Below are 24052 nucleotides of genomic sequence, written 5' to 3'. Positions count from 1 at the left end.
CAGATATGAAAAATACATATTTATTATTGAGTCTTACAGTCTTACTATCCAGTTGCAGCGACTTTCTGACACGGGATAATCCTTTCGGTGCTACCGACGATGCTTTCTGGAAAACCAGTAGTGAAGTGGGAGCAGCCTTGAATCTTTGCTATTCACTACCCTCCGGCTCCCTGCATTATACAGCACCTTATGCCTCAATCATCCATTACGAAGGATTTACAGACAACACTTATCATGGAGCTGATTTCGGAGGTTTTATAACCACCATCGGAAACAGCACTATTACCTCCGATAGTCCCAACTCTTTTGGTGGTATTTCTGATGTGTGGACATCCTATTACAAGAATATCCGGAACTGCTGCCGTTTGCTCGAAAATATGGACAAAGCATACTTTATCGATCCGAGTGAAAAAGAACGAATGCGTGCGGAAGGAATCATTTTACGTGCATATTATCATTGGGAATTATTCAAATATTTCGGATATAAAGAAGGCATCCCCGTCGTTGATCATGCTTTATCTCCTAACGAGAATTATATGGAACGTTCTACACCTGAAGCGGTTGTCGATTTTATTCTGGCTGAATTAGACCGTGCGTTGGCTATTGAAGACCTACCCTTCAAATATGAGGATGCAAAAAAAGACAGAATGGATAAAGCTGTAGCCTTATCTCTTAAATCGATTGTTGCCTTAAATGCCAAACGTTACGAAGTATCCAGACAGGCTGCGGCTGAAATTATAAATAGCGGAAGATATGAACTATTCTATACAACAGCGGAAGATGACGATCCTGGCAAAAATTTCAGAGATCTATTTCGGACAGTCAGCATGGACGGCTCCAATAAAGAACGGATACTTATCAAACCAGCCGGATGCAAAGAGGCTTATTTCCGTTTTTCCGGACCAGGATTGGGACAGCAATGTACCTCATGGCCCACACTCGACTTCGTTAACACATTCGAAACCAAGCAAGGAAAAACCTTGCAAGAATTAGGACCAGACTCACTGGATATTTATTCTAAAGATCCTCTGTATAATAATAACCGTGATCCACGTCTTTATGCGACTATTGTTATGCCTTACGACAATACAACTTTTGAGCAATACACCTACGATCCATGGGGAGAAGGACCTGAAGCCGTCGGCAGGCCAAATGCATCGCGCAGTGGTTTCATGCTGAAGAAGTTCTATGATCCACAAGACAGGACCAGTCAAAGAAACGACCACATGATCATCCGGTATGCCGAAATTTTGCTTAATTACGTAGAGTGTTTGATCGAAACCGGACAATACAATAACCCGGATGTATTAAAGTATATAAATGATATAAGAAAACGTGCCGGTCAGATACAGGTTACTGCCGCCGAATATAACAGCGAAGCCAAAGTACGTGAATTATATCGCCGGGAACGTCGTATCGAACTGTCTTTCGAAGGTGCCCGCTACATGGACATCCGCAGATGGGATATTGGCGAACAGACAATGAATGGCCCTATATACGGAGCAGTAAATCCCGCAACCGGCAAAAAGGTGCAGATAGAAATACGGCAGTTCCGCAAAAACAAAAACGAAGTCTGGCCGATACCGGAAAGCGAAATTCTTGCCAATCCGAATTTAAAGCAAAACCAAGGATATGTAGGCAAAGACTAATGTATATTATAGTATGAAGAAAACTCTCTTAACCAATTGAACAACAAAAATCCCCAACAAGCAGCACCTACACTGTTTGTTGGGGATAATTTATATCAGGAGTTATCTTTTACTTATTTATTGTCAGCATATCCACCTCTTTCCCCTCCATGTCCAGTATCCTGATGTTTAATTCTTTTGCGCCTGCTTCCGCTTTCAACACCGTATTGTTGGAGTTTACGATAACCGGAAAACGGACACCGTCTTTCGGTTCATTCCGCATATACCGGTGAAGGTGGCCGCAAAGCATGATATCGACACCGGCATTATTGAGTAAGGGGATAAACTTTTCGGCAACTTCCTGTTCACCGTGCCAACCGCCAAACGGAGGCATATGGCAGACAACGACCTTAAACGGTGCTTCTTTATACTCCTTGCTTTCAAGTACCTTCTTCAACCATTCCGCCTGTTCCGTACGATACTGGTCATAGACCGTTATGCCGGCATATTCAAGATCCGAATCCGGCTTATCTTCGCCACTGTCCAGGATAACAAAGCAGACAGGTCCCTGGCGGAACATGTAATAGATATGCTCCTGTTTCGGAGAGAAATAGTCCTGGAATGCGGTAGCAAAGGAACCGCGGGTTTCATGGTTTCCACGGGTATAGTACATTGGTATCTCGGAGGCGAAAAGTTCGGTTGCCTTATCCATAAAGCCTTCGAATATTTCCTTTTCATTATTGAAAATAGAGACCATATCGCCATTGAACAGAAACATATCGGTCTTTTTCAGATCACAATGGGAAATCAGTTTTTCCAGCAAATCGCTTTTTCCGTGGATATCGTTGACCATGGCAAAATTCACGGATTGCCTGCTATGATCGCTGGTCAGGAACGTCAGCGGTTGCTTGCCGTAAACAGACGTTGCCGCCACATTCCCGTAAATCACCCGCCAACCGACATGGCTTAACACTTCCTGCGAATACACCCGGTAGCGATAACGTGTGCCGGGCTTTAACCCTGTCAGATGCACAGAATGGACAGTGGAGGTCAGCTTGATGCCATTCTTCGCATTAAAGAACTTCGGACGTTCTGTCTGATAATAATGAGTTCCGTCATCAGGCGCCAGTTCCACCCAGCCGATCGAAGGCTTGTTCGCAGTCCATACAATAGTGACTTCATTTTCTCCCAGATTTTGCAGATAAGGGGCATGCGTTATCTTTATATCATCCTGGGCATATGCAGAAAAAGTGATTAATACAGACAAAATAAACAGTAAACTGATTTTATTCATGGTATATCTTTTTAAGTTGTTAACGATCTCCTACAAAGATACATTCTTCATTTATTCCGGCAAACCCTACCGGGATTAAATCCCGTTATCTACAGGAAAGAAGTACACCTTCGCAGACACGCCTCTTCTTTTATGACAGATTAAACTATACCAAAAGAATTTGGTTCAGTTCTGAAGTTGACAGTTGACAGTCATTTTGGCTTTCAGTCGATTCATTTACCGGGTGCGAAGCTTAAAAGAGCGTAGAAACAGATAAACAAGTTCATATTTATGTAAAATAAAAGAAATAATTCGAGAAGTCTTGAATAATAATAGGTCTTTTCATTAGCTTTGCAGAATCATTAATCATAAAAAAAATACCTATGAACAAAGCAGAACTCATTGTGGCTTTAGCTGAAAAGTCCGGATTGAATAAACAAAAAGCAAAAAAAGTCCTGGAATCTTATATAGAGATCGTGACTGAAAAAATGTCCCAAAATGAAGAAATAGTCCTTATTGGCTTCGGGACGTTGATTCCCAGACCGCAAAGTAGCCGGATGGCGCGTAATCCAAAGACCGGCACTCCGGTACGGATCAAGGCAAGAACAACCGTAAAATTCAAACCGGGCAAATTCTTGTTGGAAGCTATAAACGGTAAAAAATAAAAAGAATACCGATACATTCATCATCTAAAGGTAGATGTCGCAAAAATCTCGTTTTAAACGAGATGAAATTCGTCTTAAACGGACTGTAACCCCGTTTAAAACGAGAAAAAACCCGTTTTAAACGAAGTTTGTGCTCGTTTAAAACGGGTTTTCAGGTAAATATGATCTGCTTATTGTCCGCTCCAAGGATTCTGATCCGATTCGGAGATCGCATCATTGTTCAGGATTTCCATCTGAGGGATCTGGCAGAAGAAACGATAATCATTCGCTTCCAAAGTGCCTATCGGTTGCGGATCGAGCGCATTATATCCGTTCAGATACTGCATTCCCCAGACATAATGGCCGGCAGGATTGGTAGTTGATTCACCGATACGGACCAATCTCTTTTGCAGGCGCACCAGGTCATAGAAACCTGCCTGTCCTTCACAGATCAATTCTTTGCGGCGTTCCACATAGATGTCTTCCAACAACGCATCACCGCCGGCATTGGTTGTCGGGGTAGCATTACGCGCCACCTGCAAACGGTTCAGCAGATTCAGGGCCTCACCGGAGTTACCTTTTTGGGCGGCAGCTTCGGCCATGATCAGCAGCATTTCGGCTCCGCGCATCAGGCAGACTTCCGGACGGGTGGCGCTTTGGATAACACTTCCGCCGTCTTCACCATAGTGTTTATACTTATCGAAAGCCCATTTTGTATTGATTTCCGTATTCGCATTGTTCGTACGTTTCCAAAACTGATAACGGTCTTCTTTTTCTTCAAACAGTTTCACAAACTGCTCATCCACGAAGTAGTCAAGGAACGAGTAGATAGGACCGTCAGCATAACCCTCGCCGTAGCTGGCATCCTGGTTGTACCAGAAGTTGAACTGCGTACTACCGCCCAGGTTATTATCGGCTGTATATTTCATGGCCCATACCACTTCCGCATAATTGCCGGAGATCATATCGTCGAAACCGGAACGGTATTGTTCGCGGGTCATCAACTGGCTGTGCTGGTCGTAGACGATCTTGGCTTCGTTGTAGGCACCGTCCCAGTTCTGCATGACCAGGTAAACACGGGCCAGGATTCCCGAACATATTTTAGAGTTGATCAGCCACATATCGTCCGGATTATAATCGGCAAGCAATGTTTTAGCCGTCGTCAGGTCGGACACAATCTGGGTATAGATTTCCTCCACGGTAGAAAAACCTTTATGGGATTCGTCATCAGAAGAGGTACGCAGAATCACGCCACGCTTGCTTTTGGCTATCACATAGGTCTGTTGGTAATTCTGGATCAGATGGAAATACTGGATTCCACGCATTGCCAACGCCTGACCTTTGATATGTTTTTTCTGTGTTTCATCACCGGCGGCGGCATCCACATTGGTCAGGATGATATTGGCACGGTTGATCACATTATAACACATCGACCAGATTTTTGAGGCATTTCCGTCAGCCTGTGTTTTTGAGTTGGAATACTGGTATGCTGTTACCTGATCACCTCCCATATTGGTATGGCTGATCACGTCGGGACCACTCGCATCGACATACATCTGGAATCCGGGGAGGCCAGCATACACACGGTCGCCTTTATCGGTATTAAAATACAGCTGCTTATAAGCTGAAGTCAATACTTTTTCCAACTGAGAGACATTCCCCAGTACATCTTCATCGTTTACTTTCACATAGGAGCTGGTTGTCAGGTCGTCGTTACATCCGGTCAGGGCCATACCAGCAAAAACCAGGGACAGGAAGGATATATTTATAAATCGTTTCATAAATATCATTTTTTACGTTTACAATGTGATTTGAATACCGACCATATACAGTCTTCTCGAACCCTGAATACCGTTATCGGTTTCAGCATTACCGTTATAACTGTTACCCATTATACCTGTTTCGGGGTCTGTGTAGCGTTTTTTGGCAGGACCGAAAGTCAACAGGTTATTACCGGTTACATAAACACGCAGGTTTTCTACCAGGGCCTTGCGGGTAAGGCTCTTAGGCAGCGTATAACCTAATGTCAGGTTTCTCAGACGCCAGTAATGGTTGTCGAATACGAAGTTATCGGCATACTTTACCGTCGCACCATACTGGTTGTACGACCAACGTGGGATAAGTACATCCGCATCGCCCGGTTGACGCCATCTGTCCTCAACCAACTCCTGTATGACACCGACACCCGGACGGTTCATGATACGTTCTTTATATGTATAGTCCGATATTTTGGAACCATAAGAATAATAGAACATGAATGACAGGTCGATCCCTTTGAACTGGAAGTTATTGGTGATAGCACCGAATACTTTGGGGATCGCGGAGCCACAGTACACAAAATCGTCTGTCGTTACTTCCTCCTGCTTTTCCGTACGTTTCCAACCGCCGTTACCATCGCGGATCAACCAGCCTGGTACTCCGGTTTCCGGATTAACACCGTCGTACTGGGGAGCGATAAATTCATACAGAGACTTGCCTTCTTCCATCTTGTAGGTACAAGCCGTACCGGAATAGGTATAAGGACCTGTAGGCAAATAAGTCACCTCATTTTTCAGCGTACTCATGTTGGCATCGATATCCCATCTGAAATCTTTCGTTGTAAGGATATTCGCATTCAATGTGATTTCAATCCCGCTATTACGCAGGTCACCAATATTCATATTATACCCGGATGCACTACCAACCTGGGCAGAGAGAGGCAGTTCCTTATAATACAACAAGTCATGGGAAGTACGGGAATAATATTCCACTGTACCGCTAAGTCGGTTGAATACGGAGAAATCCAAACCGATATTCCATTGCTGATTACTTTCCCACTTCAAGTCCGGTGTCGGATAGGTAGACGGTTTTAAACCGGATTTCAGATACAGGTCATCACTTTCATAAGTACCCTGGTATCCGTAAAGGACTTCATCTCCAGCCTTACCATTCGATTCACGCACGATCAGCTTATCATTACCGGTCGTACCGTAACTTCCACGCAACGACAAGTTATCAATCCATTTCAGGTCTTCCATAAAACCTTCTTTCGATATTCGCCATGAACCGCCAGTCGACCAAAATGTACCCCAGCGATGATCGGAGCTGAAACGGGAAGAACCATCCTCACGAAGCGAAGCGGACAAGTAATACTTATTCAAGAAGTTATAATCGATTTTACCAAAGAACGAAAGCAGAGAGTATTTATCACGTCCGCCGGAAACACCGAAATTCTTGGTGGTATTCGATAATTCATATTTACCCAGTTCCATGATACCTTCACCCCAACCTTGTTCGTAGTGGGAGTCCCAGGTATACCACTCATGTCCGACCAGACCTGAAATAGTGTGGTCACCGATCATCCATTCACCTGACAATACATTATTCCAGGTGGTGGAACGTTTATTGAAATTATAACGGCTGGCATAACCACCGTCTGCCAGTATAGAAATACCATAAGGTGCAGTCTGTCCGCTACCATGTACGGCGGAAGTATATTGCATGGTACGATACCAGTAATCGTCAATATTCAAAGCCGAACGGAATTTCAGGTTGAAAGGCAGAGTAAACTCTGTATTTACCTGGGCAGACAGGATATGCCCCATATTGTTATCGAAACTGTCATCGTTCGGGTTATCCCAATAATCACCCGAGTTATTCAGGATATGGGCACCAAAGAAGTTATTGGTATATTTGCCGTAACTGTACATCCGTTCCCCTGTTTTTTCGGAAACGACCCAACCGGTATTATCTTCATTACGTAACCAGGGTGAAGACAAAGTCGTCGTAAAGTTAGCCGCACGGCTGGCACCACCGGAAAGGTTCTGGCGATGACGCGAATAAGAAAGGCTACCAGCCACTTTCCACCAATCGAACAACTCTGTACTCAGGTTGGTACGGAAAGAATAACGTTTATAATATTGCCGGTTACCATATCCCTGGTCGTCCAGATAACCGCCGGAGAAGAAATAGGCTGTTTTTCCACCATTGGCCTGACCACTTATATCCACACTATAATCCTGGCGCAGTTTACGGGAGAAGATAGCTTTGTAAACATCCCAATCATCTTCATCCCAGACATATTCCAGATTAGGATTCATGTAAGGATTCCCATTGCCGTCATGCAATACATAATTTTCATTGATATGTCTGAACGGAGTGACATAGATCGGATTGTCGTTCGAATCTTTTGTAGCCTTTACCTGTTTGGTCAATGCCTGCGACGAAGCATAATCGCCCGCCTGCTGCATATTCATGCCATCATAGAGGAGAGCGTCATAATACAAGGCATACCAGGTATTTTCCAGCTGCTGGTACGGATCGGCTTTTTTCGGATTCTTGACAGCATTATCCGAAGTACCCCAACCTCCGCGGAAATTAATACGCGGTTTTTCCGATTTACCCCGCTTGGTTGTAATCATTACGACGCCGTTTGCTGCACGCGAACCGTAGAGCGAAGTGGCCGCCGCATCCTTCAACACCGTCATCGATTCAATGTCCGTAGGATTGATCTGATTCAGTTTTCCATCATAAGGCATCCCGTCCACAATATATAACGGATCTGCCTTTCCGGACATGGAAGCAATACCACGAATCTCCACACGGGCATCGGCTCCGGGGTTACCTTGTACGTTCACTACATTCACACCGGCACTCATTCCCTGCAATGCTTCCGCAAAGCCGGAACCCATAATCTTTTCGAGCTTTTCGGCTTTTACAACGGAGGCCGATCCGGTGAAGGTTGACTTTTTTGCCGTTCCATAGGCTACGACAACGACTTCATCCAAGTCTTGTGTCGCATCACTTAATTTTACATTTAAAATAGATTGCCCGTTCCAGGTGATCTCCTGTGTGGCTAAACCGACGAAGGAGATCACAATAGTCGCTCCCCGCCGAACATTATCCAGAGTAAACTTTCCATCGATATCGGTTATCGTACCGATAGTGGTTCCTTTCACTACAACAGAAGCTCCGGCGACAGGTCCCATCTGGTCTTCTACCAGGCCGGTTACCTTATTACCCTGTTGTACTACCATCGTTTCCGGACCTGTAGGATTGGCAGCAATCGTACCTGCCGCACCCAACAATACAGAAATCATCAGTGATCTAATTAGTTTTGAGTTGGTCCACATAGCTAAACTCAAGTCTTTAATTAAATAAAATTAATCACAATAGCGTTCATTTCATTAGAGGTTACACTTTTCTCCGACAAAAGTGACAGGTATACATTTCAACAAAATAAAGTTCAATAAAACGAAGATACACTGATATTTGCACACAACATTTTCTACACACCCTCTCTACAAATTATAGCATCTCCATCAGCAAATATAACTTATCATTATTTAATACTTGCATAATTATGTATATTTATTATTCAAATAAATATATTTTAACTCACTCTGAATTGCTATGCATATACAAAACCGGTACTCAAACAATGACATACATATTGAGAAGAAAAATCAATAACGACCATAAGCCCAAACATTTTTAACTATTTACACATCACAAAAAAAGAGGAACACATCACAAAAACGTGTCCCTCCTACTACTATTTATAGAAATGACTTGTTATTGTCCGCTGAACGGATTCTGATCAGCATTACTGATCACTTCGTTGTTAGCCAACTCCAACTGCGGGATCTGACAGATAAAACGATAATCGTTAGACGGCAGATAACCGTAAGGCTGTGCGTCCGACGCATTGAAATTATCCAGATACATCATACCCCACGAATAATGACCGGCAGGATTCGTACTGCTTGAACCATAACGATACAACGGTTTTTGCAGACGAAGCAGATCATACATACCGGTTACACCTTCGCCCAGGAGTTCTTTACGACGTTCCACATAGATAGCTTCCAGTAAATCATCCTTAACCGTTGTCGTCGTCAGGTTTGCCACATTTCTTGCACTTTGTAATGTCGTAAGATAAGACAATGCAGTTTCTGTATTACCCTGGTTAGCTTCTGCTTCAGCCATGATAAGCAACATTTCCGAACCACGCATCAAAGGAAGCTCCGGATAAGTATTACCTTGTTTGGCTCCGTTGGCATCACCATAATATTTGAATTTATTATAGGCCCATTTTCTTCTTGTTTCGCTATCGCCGTTGTTTGTACGATGCCAGAACATAACGTTTTTAACATCTGCATCTGTAACACCGGTTGTCTTATCACATCTGCGACCGCGATAATCACCATCGTCAAACAATTCTACATATTTTCCATCTACCAGCAAGTTGATAAAGCAGTAAATAGGACCGTCCGTCATACCTTCCCCGTAACTAGGGTCCTGGTTATACCAGTAATTGAACTCCGTATTGGAACTGATATTTGTCAGGTTCGTGTATTTTACTCCCCAAATAACTTCTTTACAACCATCGGTCAGGAAATTATCAAAACCGCTGTACCATTCGTTTTCAGTCATCAATGTATTGTATTTGTCATAAACGGATTTCGCCTCCGACAAAGCATTCGACCAATCTCCCATTACCTGATAAACACGCGCCAACTGACCGGAAACCACATCCGCATTCAGCCTCCACATATCAGTTCTGTCATAACCGGCCAGCAACGTTTTGGCTTCCTTCAAATCTTTCAGTATCTGGTCATAGCATTGCTGAACGGTAGAGAAACCCATCGATTCCGGATCGGAAGACGATGTCCGCAGAATAACACCTCGCTTGTCCTTAGCAATTGCATAAGTCTGCTGATAATTCATGATCAGGTTAAAATAACAGATACCGCGGATTGCCAGACACTGCCCTTTCAAATCGTTCTTTTCGGAATCTTCTCCGGTTGCATCCGGCAGGGCATCCAGAATGATATTCGCCTGGTTGATCGCCTTATACATATTCACCCAGATTCTTTTGGAATAATCGCCGGTAGATTGCGTACGTTCCGGTGCAGCCCGGTAACACATTTCCGGAGAACCGCCATAGTTGGTCGTACTCATAATATCGGCACCGGTCAGGTCGTAATACATGCAATAACCAGGTAAACCGGCATAACAAGCATCATTCTGACTTCCTGATCCATTATCACCCATCAGAATATATTTGTAAACAGAGTTAAGCACCATGTTTAACTGGTTCGTGCTTGAAAGAATCGTTTCTTCCGAAATCGCTGTAGATGAATTTGTAGTCAATTCGTCCGTACAGTTACTCAAGGAAAGAGTAAGTACAGCCAATGACATTATCTTTACGGTTTTATATAAACTTTTCATAAGAACATACGGTTTTTAAAATGAAACTTGAATACCACACATATATACTCTTCTTGAACCCTGGATACCGTTGTCAGTATCAGCATTACCATTATAGTTATTACCCATCACACCTGTTTCCGGTTCTGAATGGCGCTTGGCAGCAGGACCAAAAGTCAACAAGTTGTCACCCGACAAATATACGCGGGCATTGGATACACCGATTTTCTTTGTCAGATTCTTAGGCAATGTATATCCGAATGTAAGGTTTCTCAAACGCAGATAATCATTGTCAAACAGATAGAAATCAGAGTTCTTACGTGTATTGGAATAATCTACAGCCGACCAGCGCGGGAATTTGGCATTATCGCCCGATTGCATCCAAACGTCACCATCCACCAAATCCTGGATAATACCGACACCGTCACGAACTGTTGTACGTTCCTGATAAACATAGTCCCACATCTTAGCACCAAAAGAAGCATACCACATGAAAGACAAATCAAAATCGCGGTACTTAAAGTTATTGGTGATCGAGCCGAATGCTTTAGGAATGGAAGAACCGCAATATTGATAATCGTCAGTTGTTACATCCGAATAGTTTTCTGTTTTCTTCCAGCCACCGTTGCCATCCTGTACCCAATATTGCATATTTCCGTTATCAGGATTTACACCGGCATTCTTAACCATAAAGAATTCAAACAAAGAATACCCTTCTTCCAGCTTATAACTCGAACCACGGTTGGAGTAAATATAAGAACCACCCGGCAGATAAGTTACTTCATTCTTTAATGTAGAGAAGTTAAAGTCGATATTCCACTGGAAGTTGTTAGTCCTGATGGCAGTAGCATTCAATGTCAATTCCACACCACTGTTACGAACATTACCCAGGTTGGTATTTACACCGGAAGCATCTCCCGTCTGTGAAGATAAAGGAAGACTCTTATAGTACAACAAGTCTTTTGAACTGCGTGAATAGTATTCAATCGTACCACTGATTCTGCTCAGGAAACTGAAATCCACAGCGATATTATATTGTTCATTACGTTCCCATTTCAACTTCGGTGTCGGGATGGTTGTCGGCTTATAGCCTGCCATTCCATAAATATCGTCAGAGTCATAGTATCCCTGATATGCGTACAAAATTTCATCACCCGGTGTACCGTTTTCGTTACGCGGATACAACTTATCATTACCGGATGTACCGAAACTACCGCGTAATGCCAGGTTATCGATCCATTTAATATCTTCCATGAAAGCCTCTTTCGAGAATCTCCAGGATGCACCTACCGAGAAGAAGTTACCCCAACGGCTGTCTTTACTGAAGCGGGAAGAACCGTCGCGACGGAAAGAAGCGGATACATAATATTTATTCAGGAAATTATAATCGGCTTTTCCGAAGAATGAAAGCAGGGCATAACGGTTTCTGTAAGAATCTACAGCCCAGTTTTTGGTAGTAGAAGTCAATTCATACTGGCCTAACTGCATGATACCTTCGCCATAACCGTAATTATACTGCTGGTTATAAGAATACAACTCGTGGCCCAACAGGATATTCAAACTATGGTCACCGAAAGTTTTATCCCAACTCAGCAGGTTATTCCATGTTACCGAAGTCGTTTTATAATTTGCGCGTGAAGCCCAACCGCCATTCGTCATAACAGTCACACCAAACGGTTCCAGCTGGCCTTGTCCATGAACGGCCGAACCATACTGATATTCATTTTTGGTGATATCATCCAGGTTCACACTTGTTTTGAACTTAATATCAAAAGGTAATTTGAAATCTGCAAAATAGTGAGCAGTCAACATGCCTCCTTCATTATTGTTGAAATCTTCATCATTCGGGTTATTCCAATAATCACCGCCATTCTGAAGAACATGTGCTCCGAAGAAGTTGGAACTGTTTACGCCAAAGTCATACATACGCTCACCAGTTTTCTGTGAATAATACCAATCTGTATTATCGGAATTTCTCAACCAGGGAGAGTTCAGGGTATTTGAAAATACCAAGGCACGGTTAGAACCTGATACATTCTGGCGTGAGTAGCTATATGCCAGACTACCGCCCATTTGCAACCATTTTGTCAATTCGGAAGTTACATTCGCACGGAAAGAGTAGCGTTTGTAATACTGATTATTCGCATATCCTTTATCGTTCAAATAAGAAATAGAAGTATAGTAGCTGGTCTTACCGTCATTGGTTGAACCGCTAACATCAATACCATAATCCTGGCGTAGTTTTCGGGAGAAGACGGCACCATACCAATCATAATCGCTTTCGTCCCAAACCATTTCCAGATTCGGATTTGTCCAGCAATTACCATTGCCATCGTGCAATACATAATTGGAAGCATCTCCAGTCCATTTGAACGGAGTGACATAAACAGTTTCTCCTTGTGAATTTACACGCGGATTTACCATATGCGGCAAAAGTGTTGAAGAAGCATAATCACCGGCTGCCTGTTTATCCATACCATTTACATAGTACTGGTCGTTGTAGATTGCACGCCAGGTATTTGTCATCTGTTCATACGGGTCTGCTTTTGTCGGATTCTTTACAGCATTATCCGAAGTACCCCAGGCACCTCTGAAATTGATGGTAGGTTTACCGGCTTTCCCCTTTTTAGTCGTGATAACAACCACACCGTTGGCTGCACGGGAACCATAAAGAGAAGAGGCTGCCGCATCTTTCAATACGGTCATAGATTCAATATCAGAAGGAGAAATAGACGTTAGGCTACCATCATACGGCATACCGTCAACAATGTACAGCGGAGTGGTCTTTCCTGACATGGAGCTGATACCACGAATCTGGATACGGGTTTCACCTCCCGGGTTACCTTCGTTATTGGTGACATTTACCCCAGCACTCATCCCCTGAAGGGCTTCAGCGAAACCCGTACCGGAGATTTTCTCCAACTGCTCGGACTTTACAACAGAAGCTGAACCTGTAAATGAAGATTTCTTTGCCGTACCATAAGCAACAACAACCACTTCGTCCAAATCCTGCGTATCACTAACAAGTTTTACATTCAAAATACTTTGTCCGTCCCAAACAATCTCTTGCGTAGCCAATCCTACGAATGAGACAACAAGTACCGCACCTTTTTGAATTCCATCCAGTGTAAACTTACCGTCCATGTCGGTAATTGTCCCGGTGGAAGTTCCCTTCACTGAAATAGAAGCACCCGCAATAGGGCCCATTTCATCTTCAACTACACCTGTAACTTTGTTTTTCTGCTGTGTAATCATCGCTCCTGCGGAGGTGGGGATTACAGCGGCATTGATAGTCCCGCCTGTACCGAATACAGTAGCCAGGACTAAAGCCTTAACCAGTCTCGAGTTTGTCAACATAAGCTAAATTTAAAAATTAAACAATCATACTTTTTTTATGTTTAATGCTCCCTCACAAAGCACCAACTCTTTCATTACAAGGCTTATACTCCTCACTAGTCATACATAAAATCCGGATTCATACTTTCATTCATTAGTTTAAGCACTTAATAATTCACCATAGTTTTAGTAGAACTAAGCTATTGTTTACCGATTTAAACATTAGAGGGGAGTTTCTGTAGTAATAGGATATGATTGAAATAGCTTGAATAATGAAGTTTCAAGATATATACTCATGTAATACACATCATTATATTGTATTTTCAATTATTGGTATATGCATCATTTGGTTTAGGTTAATATGTTAAAAATTAGATAAGATTACATTTTAACTATATTTTTATACCGAATTTAAATAACATTACTATATTTGAAGCCGAAAACCATATTTGTTCTACTAAGACTATGGTAACTTTACTATTATTTAAATACTCCTAATTCTAAAAACAGATCAGATTCCTTACACAGCTAAATACCCATAAAAACGATACAGGCTCATAAAAAAAACGGCAACCCGAAAAGCCGGATTGCCGTTTCTATATCACAAAATGTTTAACTATTAATGTATCACCATTTATTAGTTGTTTTCAGGACGAAGTTTACGAACAACAGCACCTGCACGCCACATTTCACTTTCGCGAAGAGCTGCCAGTTCTTTTTCCAGACCTTCACGATAGTCAGGCTTGCTGTTTGTGTCGATAGAACGCTGTGCTTCGTTACCGCAGGCAACTTCGCTATACAGTTTCTGGAACACAGGTTTTGTAGCATCGTGGAACGGGCCCATCCAATCCAAAGCACCACGCTGTGCAGTTGTTGAACAGTTAGCATACATCCAGTCCATACCGTTTTCTGCAAACAACGGCATCAATGACTGAGTCAGTTCTTCTACTGTTTCATTGAATGCTTCAGAAGGTTCGTGACCGTTTTCACGCAAAGTTTCGTACTGAGCCAGCAGTAATCCCTGGATAGCACCCATCAAAGTTCCACGTTCGCCAGTCAGGTCAGAATATACTTCTTTCTTGAATGTTGTTTCAAACAAGTAACCAGAACCGACACCGATACCCAGTGCAATCACGCGATCCCATGCTTTGCCTGTTGCATCCTGGAAGATTGCGTAGCTTGAGTTCAGACCACGACCCTGCAAGAACATACGGCGCAGTGAAGTACCTGAACCTTTCGGAGCAACCAGGATTACGTCTACATCAGCTGGAGGAATGATGTTTGTACGTTCTTTGTAAGTGATACCGAATCCGTGAGAGAAATACAAAGCCTTACCCGGAGTCAGATATTTTTTGATGCGCGGCCAAACTTCAATCTGAGCAGCATCTGAAAGCAGATACTGGATGATAGTTGCTTTTTCGCATGCTTCTTCGATATCGAACAGTGTTTCGCCCGGTACCCAACCGTCAGCAACAGCCTTTTCCCAGGTCTTACCACCTTTACGTTGTCCTACAATTACGTTAAAACCGTTGTCGCGCAGGTTCAGGCTCTGGCCGGGACCTTGTACGCCGTAACCTATTACAGCGATTGTTTCGTCTTTCAATACTTCTCTTGCCTTTTCCAACGGAAATTCTTCGCGGGTTACTACGTTTTCGTCAACGCCGCCAAAATTCATTACTGCCATTTTCTTTTTACTATTAAAATGTATATAAAATAATTTGTCTCTACTTTGTTATATCCAGGTAACGGCGGCGCGGCTGATAGCTTTGCCGTCGTGACAAATGGACATGTTGTATTTGTCCGGGGATATCTCCTGGTTATGGAGAGTCAGCTCCATCCCATACTTTCCTTCGGACTGATAAGCTATTTCGAAACGGCTTATCTCTTTTTCGCGGAACAGGCTGATATCGAACAAGTCGAGCAGGTGTTCCATATATTTGATACTGTTCAGGTGGCCGTTTACGTCCAAGTCACTGTACTTCACACGGTAAGGTTCACCGGAGGTGTTGTTTTCCACCGGAGCGATTTTACCCGGTTTTTCAATCGGACAGGGACGGTCGGTGATATAAGCACTCAGGCCCTCCACATCGAGCAAGGTCGGGCGACGGGTTTCCATATCGATAGCCGCCCAGATAGAGCGGGCAAAACCAAAGGTCTTGCCTTCACCGTTCACCAGTTCGAAGCAGCGGCTGGTAAATAACTTACCGACCTCATCCACCCAGGTATATAAAGTTACGGATTCAGACATGGCAGGATAAGAAGTCATCTCGATAGCCAGACGGGAAAGAACCCAGGCGGTATGCCTTTCGGTCATATCGTTATATCCGAATCCACGGTCGGCGGCATGGCAAGAAGCAGCATGCAACAAATATGTGCCGATCATAGGGATTGTGATACGTCCCCGGAAGTCCATCAGATAAGACTCTGTTACGAAATGAAATTCTCCTACTTTGTTCTTCTCCATAATTTATTTTATTTACAAAATGTTTCCTTGTTGTTCTCAGACATGTTTTTCCCGCAACTTCTTTTCCATTGCAGATAACATGTCGCTCAGACGTTCTACCTTACTCTTCGTTATAGCAACGCGTCCGGAACGGATAAATTGCAGGACACCGATCGTTTCACTCAATTCTTTAAACAAAGCCTGTGTCTCATCATAATGACCACTCTTTTCCAACACCACACAATCTTCATTCATTTCAAGGATACGGGCATTGTACTTACGGATCAGATCCTCGACCGTCCCCATCTTGATAAAGAGTTCGGTACTCAGTTTATAAAGGGCGATTTCCTGATAAACCAGGTCTTCATCCGTATTATAATAGGCTTTCAGGATATCCACACGCTTGTCGATCTGTTTTACGACCTTGTCGATCGTATCCTCGTCGGCAAAGGTAGTAATTGTAAACTTATGTATTCCCTTTATAGCAGAGGGAGAAACAGAAAGCGTCTCAATGTTCAGTTGCCGGCGCGTAAAGATAACAGTTATCTGATTCAGAAGACCAACAGTATTTTCCGAAAAGATAATAACGGTATATAATTGTTTTGTATTCATAGTTTCTCCTCCTTACTTATCACCCAAAATCATGTTCGTCACGCTTCCTCCGGCCGGAACCATCGGATATACCATACCACAAGTTTCCACATTGGCAACCAACATATAGGCACCGTCGTGATTCAACATTTCAGCAATCGCCTCATCCAAGTCTTCCCGTTTATCTACCGCACGGGAAGCAATACCAAAAGCCTTGGCTATCGCTACAAAATCCGGATTCTTCATGATGGTATTCGAATACCGTTCGTTGAAGAACAGCTCCTGCCACTGGCGTACCATTCCCAGGAAATTGTTGTTAAGAACGATGATCTTTACATTCAGATTTTCCTGCATGATAGTTCCTAACTCCTGGATAGTCATCTGGATACCACCGTCGCCGGTAAAGAAACAGACCGTACGGTCAGGTGCTCCCAGCTTCGCTCCTATGGCGGCGGGAAGGCCAAAGCCCATCGTCCCCAGACCTCCTGAAGTAACTACGCTGCGTGTTTGTTTATATTTGAAATAGCGAACACCCATCATCTGGTTCTGACCTACATCCGTAACCAGAATTGCATCATTATCGGTTGCTTCGGAAACCTTACGGACTACTTCGCCCATTTTCAGTTGGCCTTCGGTAGGATGGAGTTCTTTTTCTATTACCTTATTATATTCCTCTTTTTCATCCGGTTCGAATTCAGCATTCCATTCCGGACGCTTCCGTTCTTCCAGTAAAGCCGTAATCATCGGAATCGTATGCTTGGCATTTCCCAGCACTTTCACGTCGACCGGCACATTCTTTCCGATCTCCGAATTGTCAATATCCAGGTGGATAATCTTTGCCTGCTTGGCATAAGTCTTCAGATCACCGGTTACGCGGTCATCGAAACGCATACCGATAGCAATCAGCACGTCACATTCGTTTGTCTTGCGGTTCGGTCCGACATTTCCATGCATCCCCAACATACCTTTATTTAATGGGAAGTCCGAAGGTAATGCAGACAAGCCTAATACGGTAGAACCGGCTGGTATATCGTTTTTCAACAAGAATTCTTTCAGTTCTTCTTCAGCTCCTCCCAGGATAACCCCCTGCCCAACCAGACAGAATGGCTTTTTGGCATTATTTATCAATGAAGCAGCCGCCTCGATACGCTCCTCCCTGATATCCGGTTCAGGCTGGTAACTACGAACATAATTCACTTTCTGATACTCATAATCTACCAAACCCACCTGTGCATCTTTCGCCAAATCCAGTACCACAGGTCCCGGACGACCGGTCGATGCAATATAGAAAGCACGGGAAACGGCCCAAGCTATTTCTTCCGGGCGGCGTATCTGGTAAGCCCATTTGGTAATCGGTTGTGTGATACCAATCACATCAACTTCTTGAAAAGCATCTGTTCCAAGCAGTGGAGACGGAACCTGGCCGGCAATCACCACCATCGGCGTACTGTCCATCAATGCATCGGCAATACCTGTGATGGTATTGGTTGCCCCGGGACCCGAAGTAACCACCGTTACTCCCACTTTTCCGGAAACACGGGCATATCCCTGTGCAGCATGTGTTGCACCTTGTTCGTGGCGCACCAGAATATGTTTTAACTGATCTCTGTAATCGTATAAACTATCGTAAATTGGTATCGCCTGCCCACCCGGATAACCGAAGATAGTATCTACTCCTTCAGCGATCAGCGCTTTCAGCAAAGCTTCCGAACCGGTTATCTTTTGTTTGTCCATCTCTAAAATATAGTATTTGGTGTTTATTAATCTTCTACTATTCGTACACCGCCCTTATCGGCCGAAGCAACCATCTTTGCGTATGCTTTCAGTGCTTTCGATACCGTACGTTGGCGGAAAGGAGGTGTAAAGGCTTTTGTTCCGCGGGCTTCTTCCGCTTCACGGCGTTTGGTCAGTTCTTCGTCTGTTACCTTTACATGTATGGTTCTTTCGGGTATATTAATTTCGATAATATCGCCGTCTTTCACTAAGCCAATCGCTCCGCCGGCAGCCGCTTCGGGAGAAATATGTCCGATTGACAAACCTGATGTTCCACCGCTGAAGCGTCCGTCTGTGATTAGCGCACATTCTTTACCCAGGTGTTTACTCTTTATATAAGAGGTAGGATACAACATTTCCTGCATCCCCGGACCACCCTTAGGACCTTCATAGGTGATAACGACGACATCGCCGGAGACGACTTGATCTTTCAGGATACCTTCGCAAGCGGCATCCTGCGAATCGAATACTTTGGCTGGACCGGCAAAACGGAAGATACTTTCGTCTACCCCGGCTGTTTTAACCACACAACCGTCCTGTGCGATATTTCCATACAGAACTGCCAGACCACCGTCTTTCACATAAGCATGTTCCACATCGCGGATACATCCGGTTGCACGGTCGGTATCCAGTTCTTTATAATAACTTTCCTGCGATCCGAGCACTAGGTTGAAACGGTGGGCCGGAGCACTTTTATAAATATTGATTGCTTCTTCCGTTACATTTACAGAGGTAATGCAGTATTGGTCGATAGCCTCATTCAAAGTCAGACCATCCGCACGTTTCACGGAACCGTCCACCAGACCGGCTTTTACCAGCTCATTCATGATACCGATGATACCTCCGGCACGGTTCACATCTTCCACATGATAAGAACAACTCGGAGCCACTTTGCAGATAACCGGTGTTTTGCGTGAAAGCATATCAATATCTTTCATTGTAAAATCGACTTCCGCTTCATGAGCCACGGCCAACAGGTGAAGGACTGTATTCGTCGATCCCCCCATGGCAATATCCAGCGACATAGCATTCAGGAAAGCCTGCCGGGTGGCAATACTGCGAGGCAATACGGAATCATCGCCGTCACGATAATATTTAAAGGCATTATCAACAATCATCTTCGCCGCTTTTTTGAACAGGCGGGTACGGTTGGCATGTGTTGCAACAACTGTTCCGTTGCCGGGAAGAGCCAATCCAATCGCTTCGTTCAGACAGTTCATAGAGTTAGCCGTGAACATGCCAGAACAGCAACCGCAGGTCGGGCAAGCGGAACGTTCCACCTTTTCTACTTGTTCATCGCTGATAGAATCGTCAGCCGCTTCAATCATGGCGTCGATCAAATCGAGTGCACGTCCGTCCAGATTACCGGCTTCCATCGGACCGCCGGATACAAAGATTGTCGGAATATTCAGACGCATGCTGGCCATCAGCATACCCGGAGTAATCTTGTCGCAGTTACTGATACAAACCATTGCATCAGCCTTATGCGCATTCACCATATATTCCACACTGTCAGCAATGATGTCGCGGGAAGGCAGAGAATAAAGCATTCCGTCGTGTCCCATAGCAATACCGTCATCAATAGCGATCGTATTAAATTCTGCGGCAAAGCAACCGAGCTTTTCGATTTCCGCTTTTACCTGCTGTCCGATCTCGTGTAGATGCACATGGCCCGGTACAAACTGGGTAAATGAATTCACAATGGCAATGATCGGTTTACCGAATTGTTCTTCTTTCATGCCGTTGGCACGCCATAATGCACGGGCACCGGCCATACGTCTGCCTTCTGTGCTATAGGAGCTTCTTAACGGATTCTTCATCATATCTGTTTTTATCTTTTAGTCAATAAAAAAGCCCTTCTCTATATGGAGAAAGGCTTAAGAAATATCTTTTACGACTTCACAACTTCTTACACACCTTTCTCCTTACCTACTAATGACTAGAAGGACCACCACGAGAATAATATGTAATACATTGTTCATCATCTTTTCTTATCGTCTTTATTTTGTTTGACGCTGCAAATGTAGAATAATAATTTGTACGAGCAAAGGATTTAAAAGAAAAATCTTACTTTTTCTTTCATTTATCAAGAAAATAGGGCGGTTCATCTTGCATTTTAACAGATAACCAGCCCTCAATCAATTGAATTCTTATTTCTGAGCCTCCATTCGCTTCATATTCGATAATTTCCGGTCATTCTCCTTTACTGATACGATTGTTCAGTTCTTTCAACAAAGCATACGATTTCGGAGAAATCGTTCCATCCTGATAAATCCGGACATTAATCATCGGAAGATTTTTTCGTTTGTTAGATTCTTTCACTACCTGCGTCAATTCGTCAATGGAAAGAACAGGATCACCGATAATGGAATCTTTATAAATGTGCGTCCAGTCACCCGGCTCCAATGTTCCGGAGAAAGTTGCCTGTAAGCCATCCTGAGGGCCACCGTGAAACAATCCGTCCCCATCCAACGGAAGAGAAGGATCGTTAACACCGGCACTGGCCAAAGACAAACCCAGTTCGCCAGCATAATAATCCTGAAAGTCCGTCAGTTTCGGCAATATCCAGGAATTAAAACAAATCGCCAACTCCTTATTTCCACTTTTGGCGGCTTTAGCAATCTTTTCAAACGAAGCGCCGTTAGGATAATAACCGATACCGTCATCCATCCACAAACCGGCCAGACGATTTCCATACCGCTGGCTAATCTCTCCCACTATCTTTTCCACATTTGTAAACAAATCTCCTGCATTATCACGTGTATAATGCTGCTTGTCCCACCATTCTTTATCTCCATGACCGACATGGTAATACAGAATCAGACGAATGCCGTATTTACCCAACGCATCAGATAAATCAGCCACTAAATCTCTCTTTGTGGTACGCCCCGGCAAAATAGAATCGATTGCCTGTATCGGAGCCGGGAAATAATATTCCGCCCACGACGTTGTAAAAAATATCAACTTCCCGCCACATTCGTAAACGGTTCGTGCAAAGCGGTCCACATCAAAGTTATTGACCGCATCCTCATAGGCTAACGGCTCTCCTGACTGAGGCATACTCTTTGAATTCCAGTGGAAGAAAAAGCCATAAGGCAAATCCGCCATCCAGGATGTATTACTGCGAAGTGATGTAGCTTCCGCCCGCAACCGCTCATAAGTCTCCGGCCGGGTGACTTCCAACGAGTACAGATACACATTAAAATCATCCTGCTTACCGGGTTTGCCAATCTTTAAAGATAAAACGGAAGTCCCCTTATTAAAATGTAAAGGACGGGGGAACCGGCAACGCTGCCATCCGGTTGTATTTATCCGGCAAATAACACTGTCCGTTCCATTGGATAATACCAACTCCGTTTCTTCCCCATCTCCCATCCGGTTGACAGAAACGATCATTTCAGCCATGTAGTCTTCACCGTCCGTATTGACTTTCCAGGATATTGACTGCTCGGGAGTTTTCCAGTTCTCCGCCCAGAATGCTTTATAAGGTTCTTCCGGATAAAGTTGTTTCACACCATTATTCAGTTCTCCACGAAAAGGAATCAACCGGTTTATGTTCGCCGAATCCAGGTTTAATGCCGTCGGATCAACCGGATTACTGCAAGCAGCCAGGCACATAACAAACAAAGACAAAAAATAAATAAATTGCTTTTTCATTCGTATTTTACGGATATAGGAAGGGCCAATCCAATAATAACTCAGACCGGCCCTTCATGTATTCTACATTAATTATCTGTAATCCGGATTCTGAGGTATGTTATTATTCAGAATTTCGGTATCAGGAATCAACCAAGTATTGTTGTAAGCACCGATAGGGACATTCAATCTGCTGCCACGCGCTTTCTGTACCTTATCGAATGTCTGGGTACGTTTCAAATCGTACCAGGCAAAACCCTCTTCATACAATTCATGCTGACGTTCCAGCAGAACGGCTTCACGGAACTGGTCCTGAGAAAGTCCGCTCAAGTCAGGCACGTTTGTCGGGTCGTTCTGGTCGACACGGGCACGTTTACGGATAGCATTGATATATTGATAAGCACCGGCCGGTCCGTTTATCTCATTTTCAGCTTCGGCGGCAATCAGATACATTTCAGCCAAACGAATCAATTGAGTCTGCCAGGTCAAAATATTGGTATTAGATGCTGGCAACTCCTGTTCCAGATACTCTTCATTGATATACTTATTATAATATGTACGCGCGATGACTTTATTTCCTTTCGCATTTACATATTCAGGTTTAATTCCCCATTCTTTACGCATATCACCTTTATCGAAGCTGGCAATAAAAGCATCTGTCGGAAGATACAAGGCTGTCTGGCTGCCAATCGGTGAAGATTCATTATGCATACCGCTATAACTATCGGGAGCGGAGAACAACTGAGCCCAGATAGTTTCAGCCGTATAACGTTCCGTCTTAAATACTTTATCGAAGGTAGGCATCAAAGAATACTGACCGCTGTTGATTACTTCAAGCGCTTTCTCTTTGGCTTTCGCATAATTTTCTTTCTGATTCATCGGGAAACCGGCAGAAGTCAGATAGATACGTGCCATAATCGCTTTTACGACCCATTTATTTACACGTCCCATATCCTGCGCTTCTTCCGGAAGTTTTTGTTCCGCATCCAGAATATCGTCAAAAATAAACTGATAGATATCAGCCTGCGGCGTACGGTCTATTGCCACGTCGGCATCACTGGTCACGACTTTATCCCGCAAAGGGACATCTCCAAAGAACTGGACCAATGTAAAATAAGACCAGGCACGCAAACATTTCGCCTCACCGATAATACGATTCTTGGTTTCGGCAGTAAAATCCTTATCTTCTATCGACTCCAATATCATATTCGCATTCTTTATCGTACTGTATGGGCCGGACCAGGCATTTCTAAAGGCATAAAAACCATATCCCGGATTATTTGCCCAGATATCCCCGACCTGTTCAGCCGATTCAGGCTTATCATTATAGTCGGCAAAAACTTCCGTCAGATTCAGATTTTGTCCCTGAGGATATAACCCTTTCAAAGCTCCGTCAAAATCTTCCACCGTTTGATAGAAGGAAGAGGGAGAAATAAATGTTTTCGGGTCTTCTTCCAGCCAATCGGAGCAAGAAGCAGACAGAATAACCGGTACAGCCAGCAATATATTTTTAATCAGTGTTTTCATTCTTTTCATA

General features: G+C 43.7%; 14 protein-coding genes. 2 read left to right on the top strand and 12 right to left on the bottom strand.

The window, feature by feature from the left end; genetic code table 11:
* The first annotated feature begins 5 nt into the window (after positions 1–5).
* Entirely contained in the window at positions 6–1649 is a 1644-nt protein-coding gene (locus tag NBH15_RS04645; protein ID WP_250822111.1) for a RagB/SusD family nutrient uptake outer membrane protein, read from the top strand.
* 109 nt (positions 1650–1758) lie between these two features.
* Here NBH15_RS04645 and NBH15_RS04640 read toward each other — a convergent pair whose 3' ends face one another.
* A complete protein-coding gene (locus NBH15_RS04640) occupies positions 1759–2922 on the bottom strand; it encodes a purple acid phosphatase family protein (RefSeq protein ID WP_128134148.1) in 1164 nt (387 codons plus the stop codon).
* 362 nt (positions 2923–3284) lie between these two features.
* On the opposite strand from NBH15_RS04640, the gene NBH15_RS04635 reads away from it, so the two are divergent.
* Complete coding sequence (locus tag NBH15_RS04635; RefSeq protein ID WP_128134149.1) at positions 3285–3566, top strand: HU family DNA-binding protein; 282 nt, start codon at positions 3285–3287, stop codon at positions 3564–3566.
* Between the two features lie 170 nt (positions 3567–3736).
* Here NBH15_RS04635 and NBH15_RS04630 read toward each other — a convergent pair whose 3' ends face one another.
* From NBH15_RS04630 to NBH15_RS04580, 11 genes are all read right to left on the bottom strand, one after another.
* Positions 3737–5326, bottom strand: coding sequence for a RagB/SusD family nutrient uptake outer membrane protein (locus NBH15_RS04630; RefSeq protein WP_128134150.1), 1590 nt, complete (start codon positions 5324–5326; stop codon positions 3737–3739).
* A gap of 18 nt (positions 5327–5344) precedes the next feature.
* Positions 5345–8623 (bottom strand): SusC/RagA family TonB-linked outer membrane protein, encoded by a 3279-nt coding sequence (locus NBH15_RS04625; RefSeq protein ID WP_250822110.1) that lies wholly within the window; start codon positions 8621–8623, stop codon positions 5345–5347.
* A 475-nt stretch (positions 8624–9098) separates the two neighbouring features.
* Positions 9099–10757 carry a RagB/SusD family nutrient uptake outer membrane protein gene (locus NBH15_RS04620; protein ID WP_128134151.1) on the bottom strand — a complete coding sequence of 553 codons (1659 nt, stop codon included), beginning with the start codon at positions 10755–10757 and terminating at the stop codon, positions 9099–9101.
* Between the two features lie 15 nt (positions 10758–10772).
* Positions 10773–14093, bottom strand: coding sequence for a SusC/RagA family TonB-linked outer membrane protein (locus NBH15_RS04615; protein ID WP_128134152.1), 3321 nt, complete (start codon positions 14091–14093; stop codon positions 10773–10775).
* A gap of 616 nt (positions 14094–14709) precedes the next feature.
* Entirely contained in the window at positions 14710–15756 is a 1047-nt protein-coding gene (ilvC, locus tag NBH15_RS04610; protein ID WP_007654491.1) for a ketol-acid reductoisomerase, read from the bottom strand.
* Between the two features lie 48 nt (positions 15757–15804).
* Positions 15805–16536, bottom strand: a complete 732-nt coding sequence (locus tag NBH15_RS04605) for an acyl-[acyl-carrier-protein] thioesterase (protein ID WP_128133935.1) — start codon at positions 16534–16536, stop codon at positions 15805–15807.
* 36 nt (positions 16537–16572) lie between these two features.
* Positions 16573–17127, bottom strand: a complete 555-nt coding sequence (gene ilvN / locus NBH15_RS04600; RefSeq protein ID WP_128133936.1) for an acetolactate synthase small subunit — start codon at positions 17125–17127, stop codon at positions 16573–16575.
* Between the two features lie 12 nt (positions 17128–17139).
* A complete protein-coding gene (gene ilvB, locus NBH15_RS04595; RefSeq protein ID WP_244050826.1) occupies positions 17140–18840 on the bottom strand; it encodes a biosynthetic-type acetolactate synthase large subunit in 1701 nt (566 codons plus the stop codon).
* 26 nt (positions 18841–18866) lie between these two features.
* Positions 18867–20699 (bottom strand): dihydroxy-acid dehydratase, encoded by a 1833-nt coding sequence (gene ilvD / locus NBH15_RS04590; RefSeq protein ID WP_128133957.1) that lies wholly within the window; start codon positions 20697–20699, stop codon positions 18867–18869.
* Positions 20700–21072: 373 nt separating this feature from the next.
* Positions 21073–22536, bottom strand: a complete 1464-nt coding sequence (locus NBH15_RS04585; protein ID WP_122327123.1) for an alpha-L-fucosidase — start codon at positions 22534–22536, stop codon at positions 21073–21075.
* Between the two features lie 72 nt (positions 22537–22608).
* Positions 22609–24051, bottom strand: coding sequence for a RagB/SusD family nutrient uptake outer membrane protein (locus NBH15_RS04580; protein ID WP_010802205.1), 1443 nt, complete (start codon positions 24049–24051; stop codon positions 22609–22611).
* Position 24052: the final 1 nt, after the last annotated feature.

The organism is Parabacteroides caeci, from assembly GCF_023656795.1.
GTDB classification, from domain to species: domain Bacteria; phylum Bacteroidota; class Bacteroidia; order Bacteroidales; family Tannerellaceae; genus Parabacteroides; species Parabacteroides segnis.
Note: the sequence above shows the minus strand (reverse complement) of the source record. Positions and strands in the feature narration are given on the sequence as shown.

What these genes read in the sequence shown, in the direction of transcription:
- NBH15_RS04645 (WP_250822111.1), top strand. Translation starts at nt 6, where the DNA reads ATGAAAAATACATATTTATTATTGAGTCTTACAGTCTTACTATCCAGT.
- NBH15_RS04640 (WP_128134148.1), bottom strand. Translation starts at nt 2,922, where the DNA reads ATGAATAAAATCAGTTTACTGTTTATTTTGTCTGTATTAATCACTTTT.
- NBH15_RS04635 (WP_128134149.1), top strand. Translation starts at nt 3,285, where the DNA reads ATGAACAAAGCAGAACTCATTGTGGCTTTAGCTGAAAAGTCCGGATTG.
- NBH15_RS04630 (WP_128134150.1), bottom strand. Translation starts at nt 5,326, where the DNA reads ATGAAACGATTTATAAATATATCCTTCCTGTCCCTGGTTTTTGCTGGT.
- NBH15_RS04625 (WP_250822110.1), bottom strand. Translation starts at nt 8,623, where the DNA reads ATGATTTCTGTATTGTTGGGTGCGGCAGGTACGATTGCTGCCAATCCT.
- NBH15_RS04620 (WP_128134151.1), bottom strand. Translation starts at nt 10,757, where the DNA reads ATGAAAAGTTTATATAAAACCGTAAAGATAATGTCATTGGCTGTACTT.
- NBH15_RS04615 (WP_128134152.1), bottom strand. Translation starts at nt 14,093, where the DNA reads ATGTTGACAAACTCGAGACTGGTTAAGGCTTTAGTCCTGGCTACTGTA.
- ilvC (WP_007654491.1), bottom strand. Translation starts at nt 15,756, where the DNA reads ATGGCAGTAATGAATTTTGGCGGCGTTGACGAAAACGTAGTAACCCGC.
- NBH15_RS04605 (WP_128133935.1), bottom strand. Translation starts at nt 16,536, where the DNA reads ATGGAGAAGAACAAAGTAGGAGAATTTCATTTCGTAACAGAGTCTTAT.
- ilvN (WP_128133936.1), bottom strand. Translation starts at nt 17,127, where the DNA reads ATGAATACAAAACAATTATATACCGTTATTATCTTTTCGGAAAATACT.
- ilvB (WP_244050826.1), bottom strand. Translation starts at nt 18,840, where the DNA reads ATGGACAAACAAAAGATAACCGGTTCGGAAGCTTTGCTGAAAGCGCTG.
- ilvD (WP_128133957.1), bottom strand. Translation starts at nt 20,699, where the DNA reads ATGAAGAATCCGTTAAGAAGCTCCTATAGCACAGAAGGCAGACGTATG.
- NBH15_RS04585 (WP_122327123.1), bottom strand. Translation starts at nt 22,536, where the DNA reads ATGAAAAAGCAATTTATTTATTTTTTGTCTTTGTTTGTTATGTGCCTG.
- NBH15_RS04580 (WP_010802205.1), bottom strand. Translation starts at nt 24,051, where the DNA reads ATGAAAAGAATGAAAACACTGATTAAAAATATATTGCTGGCTGTACCG.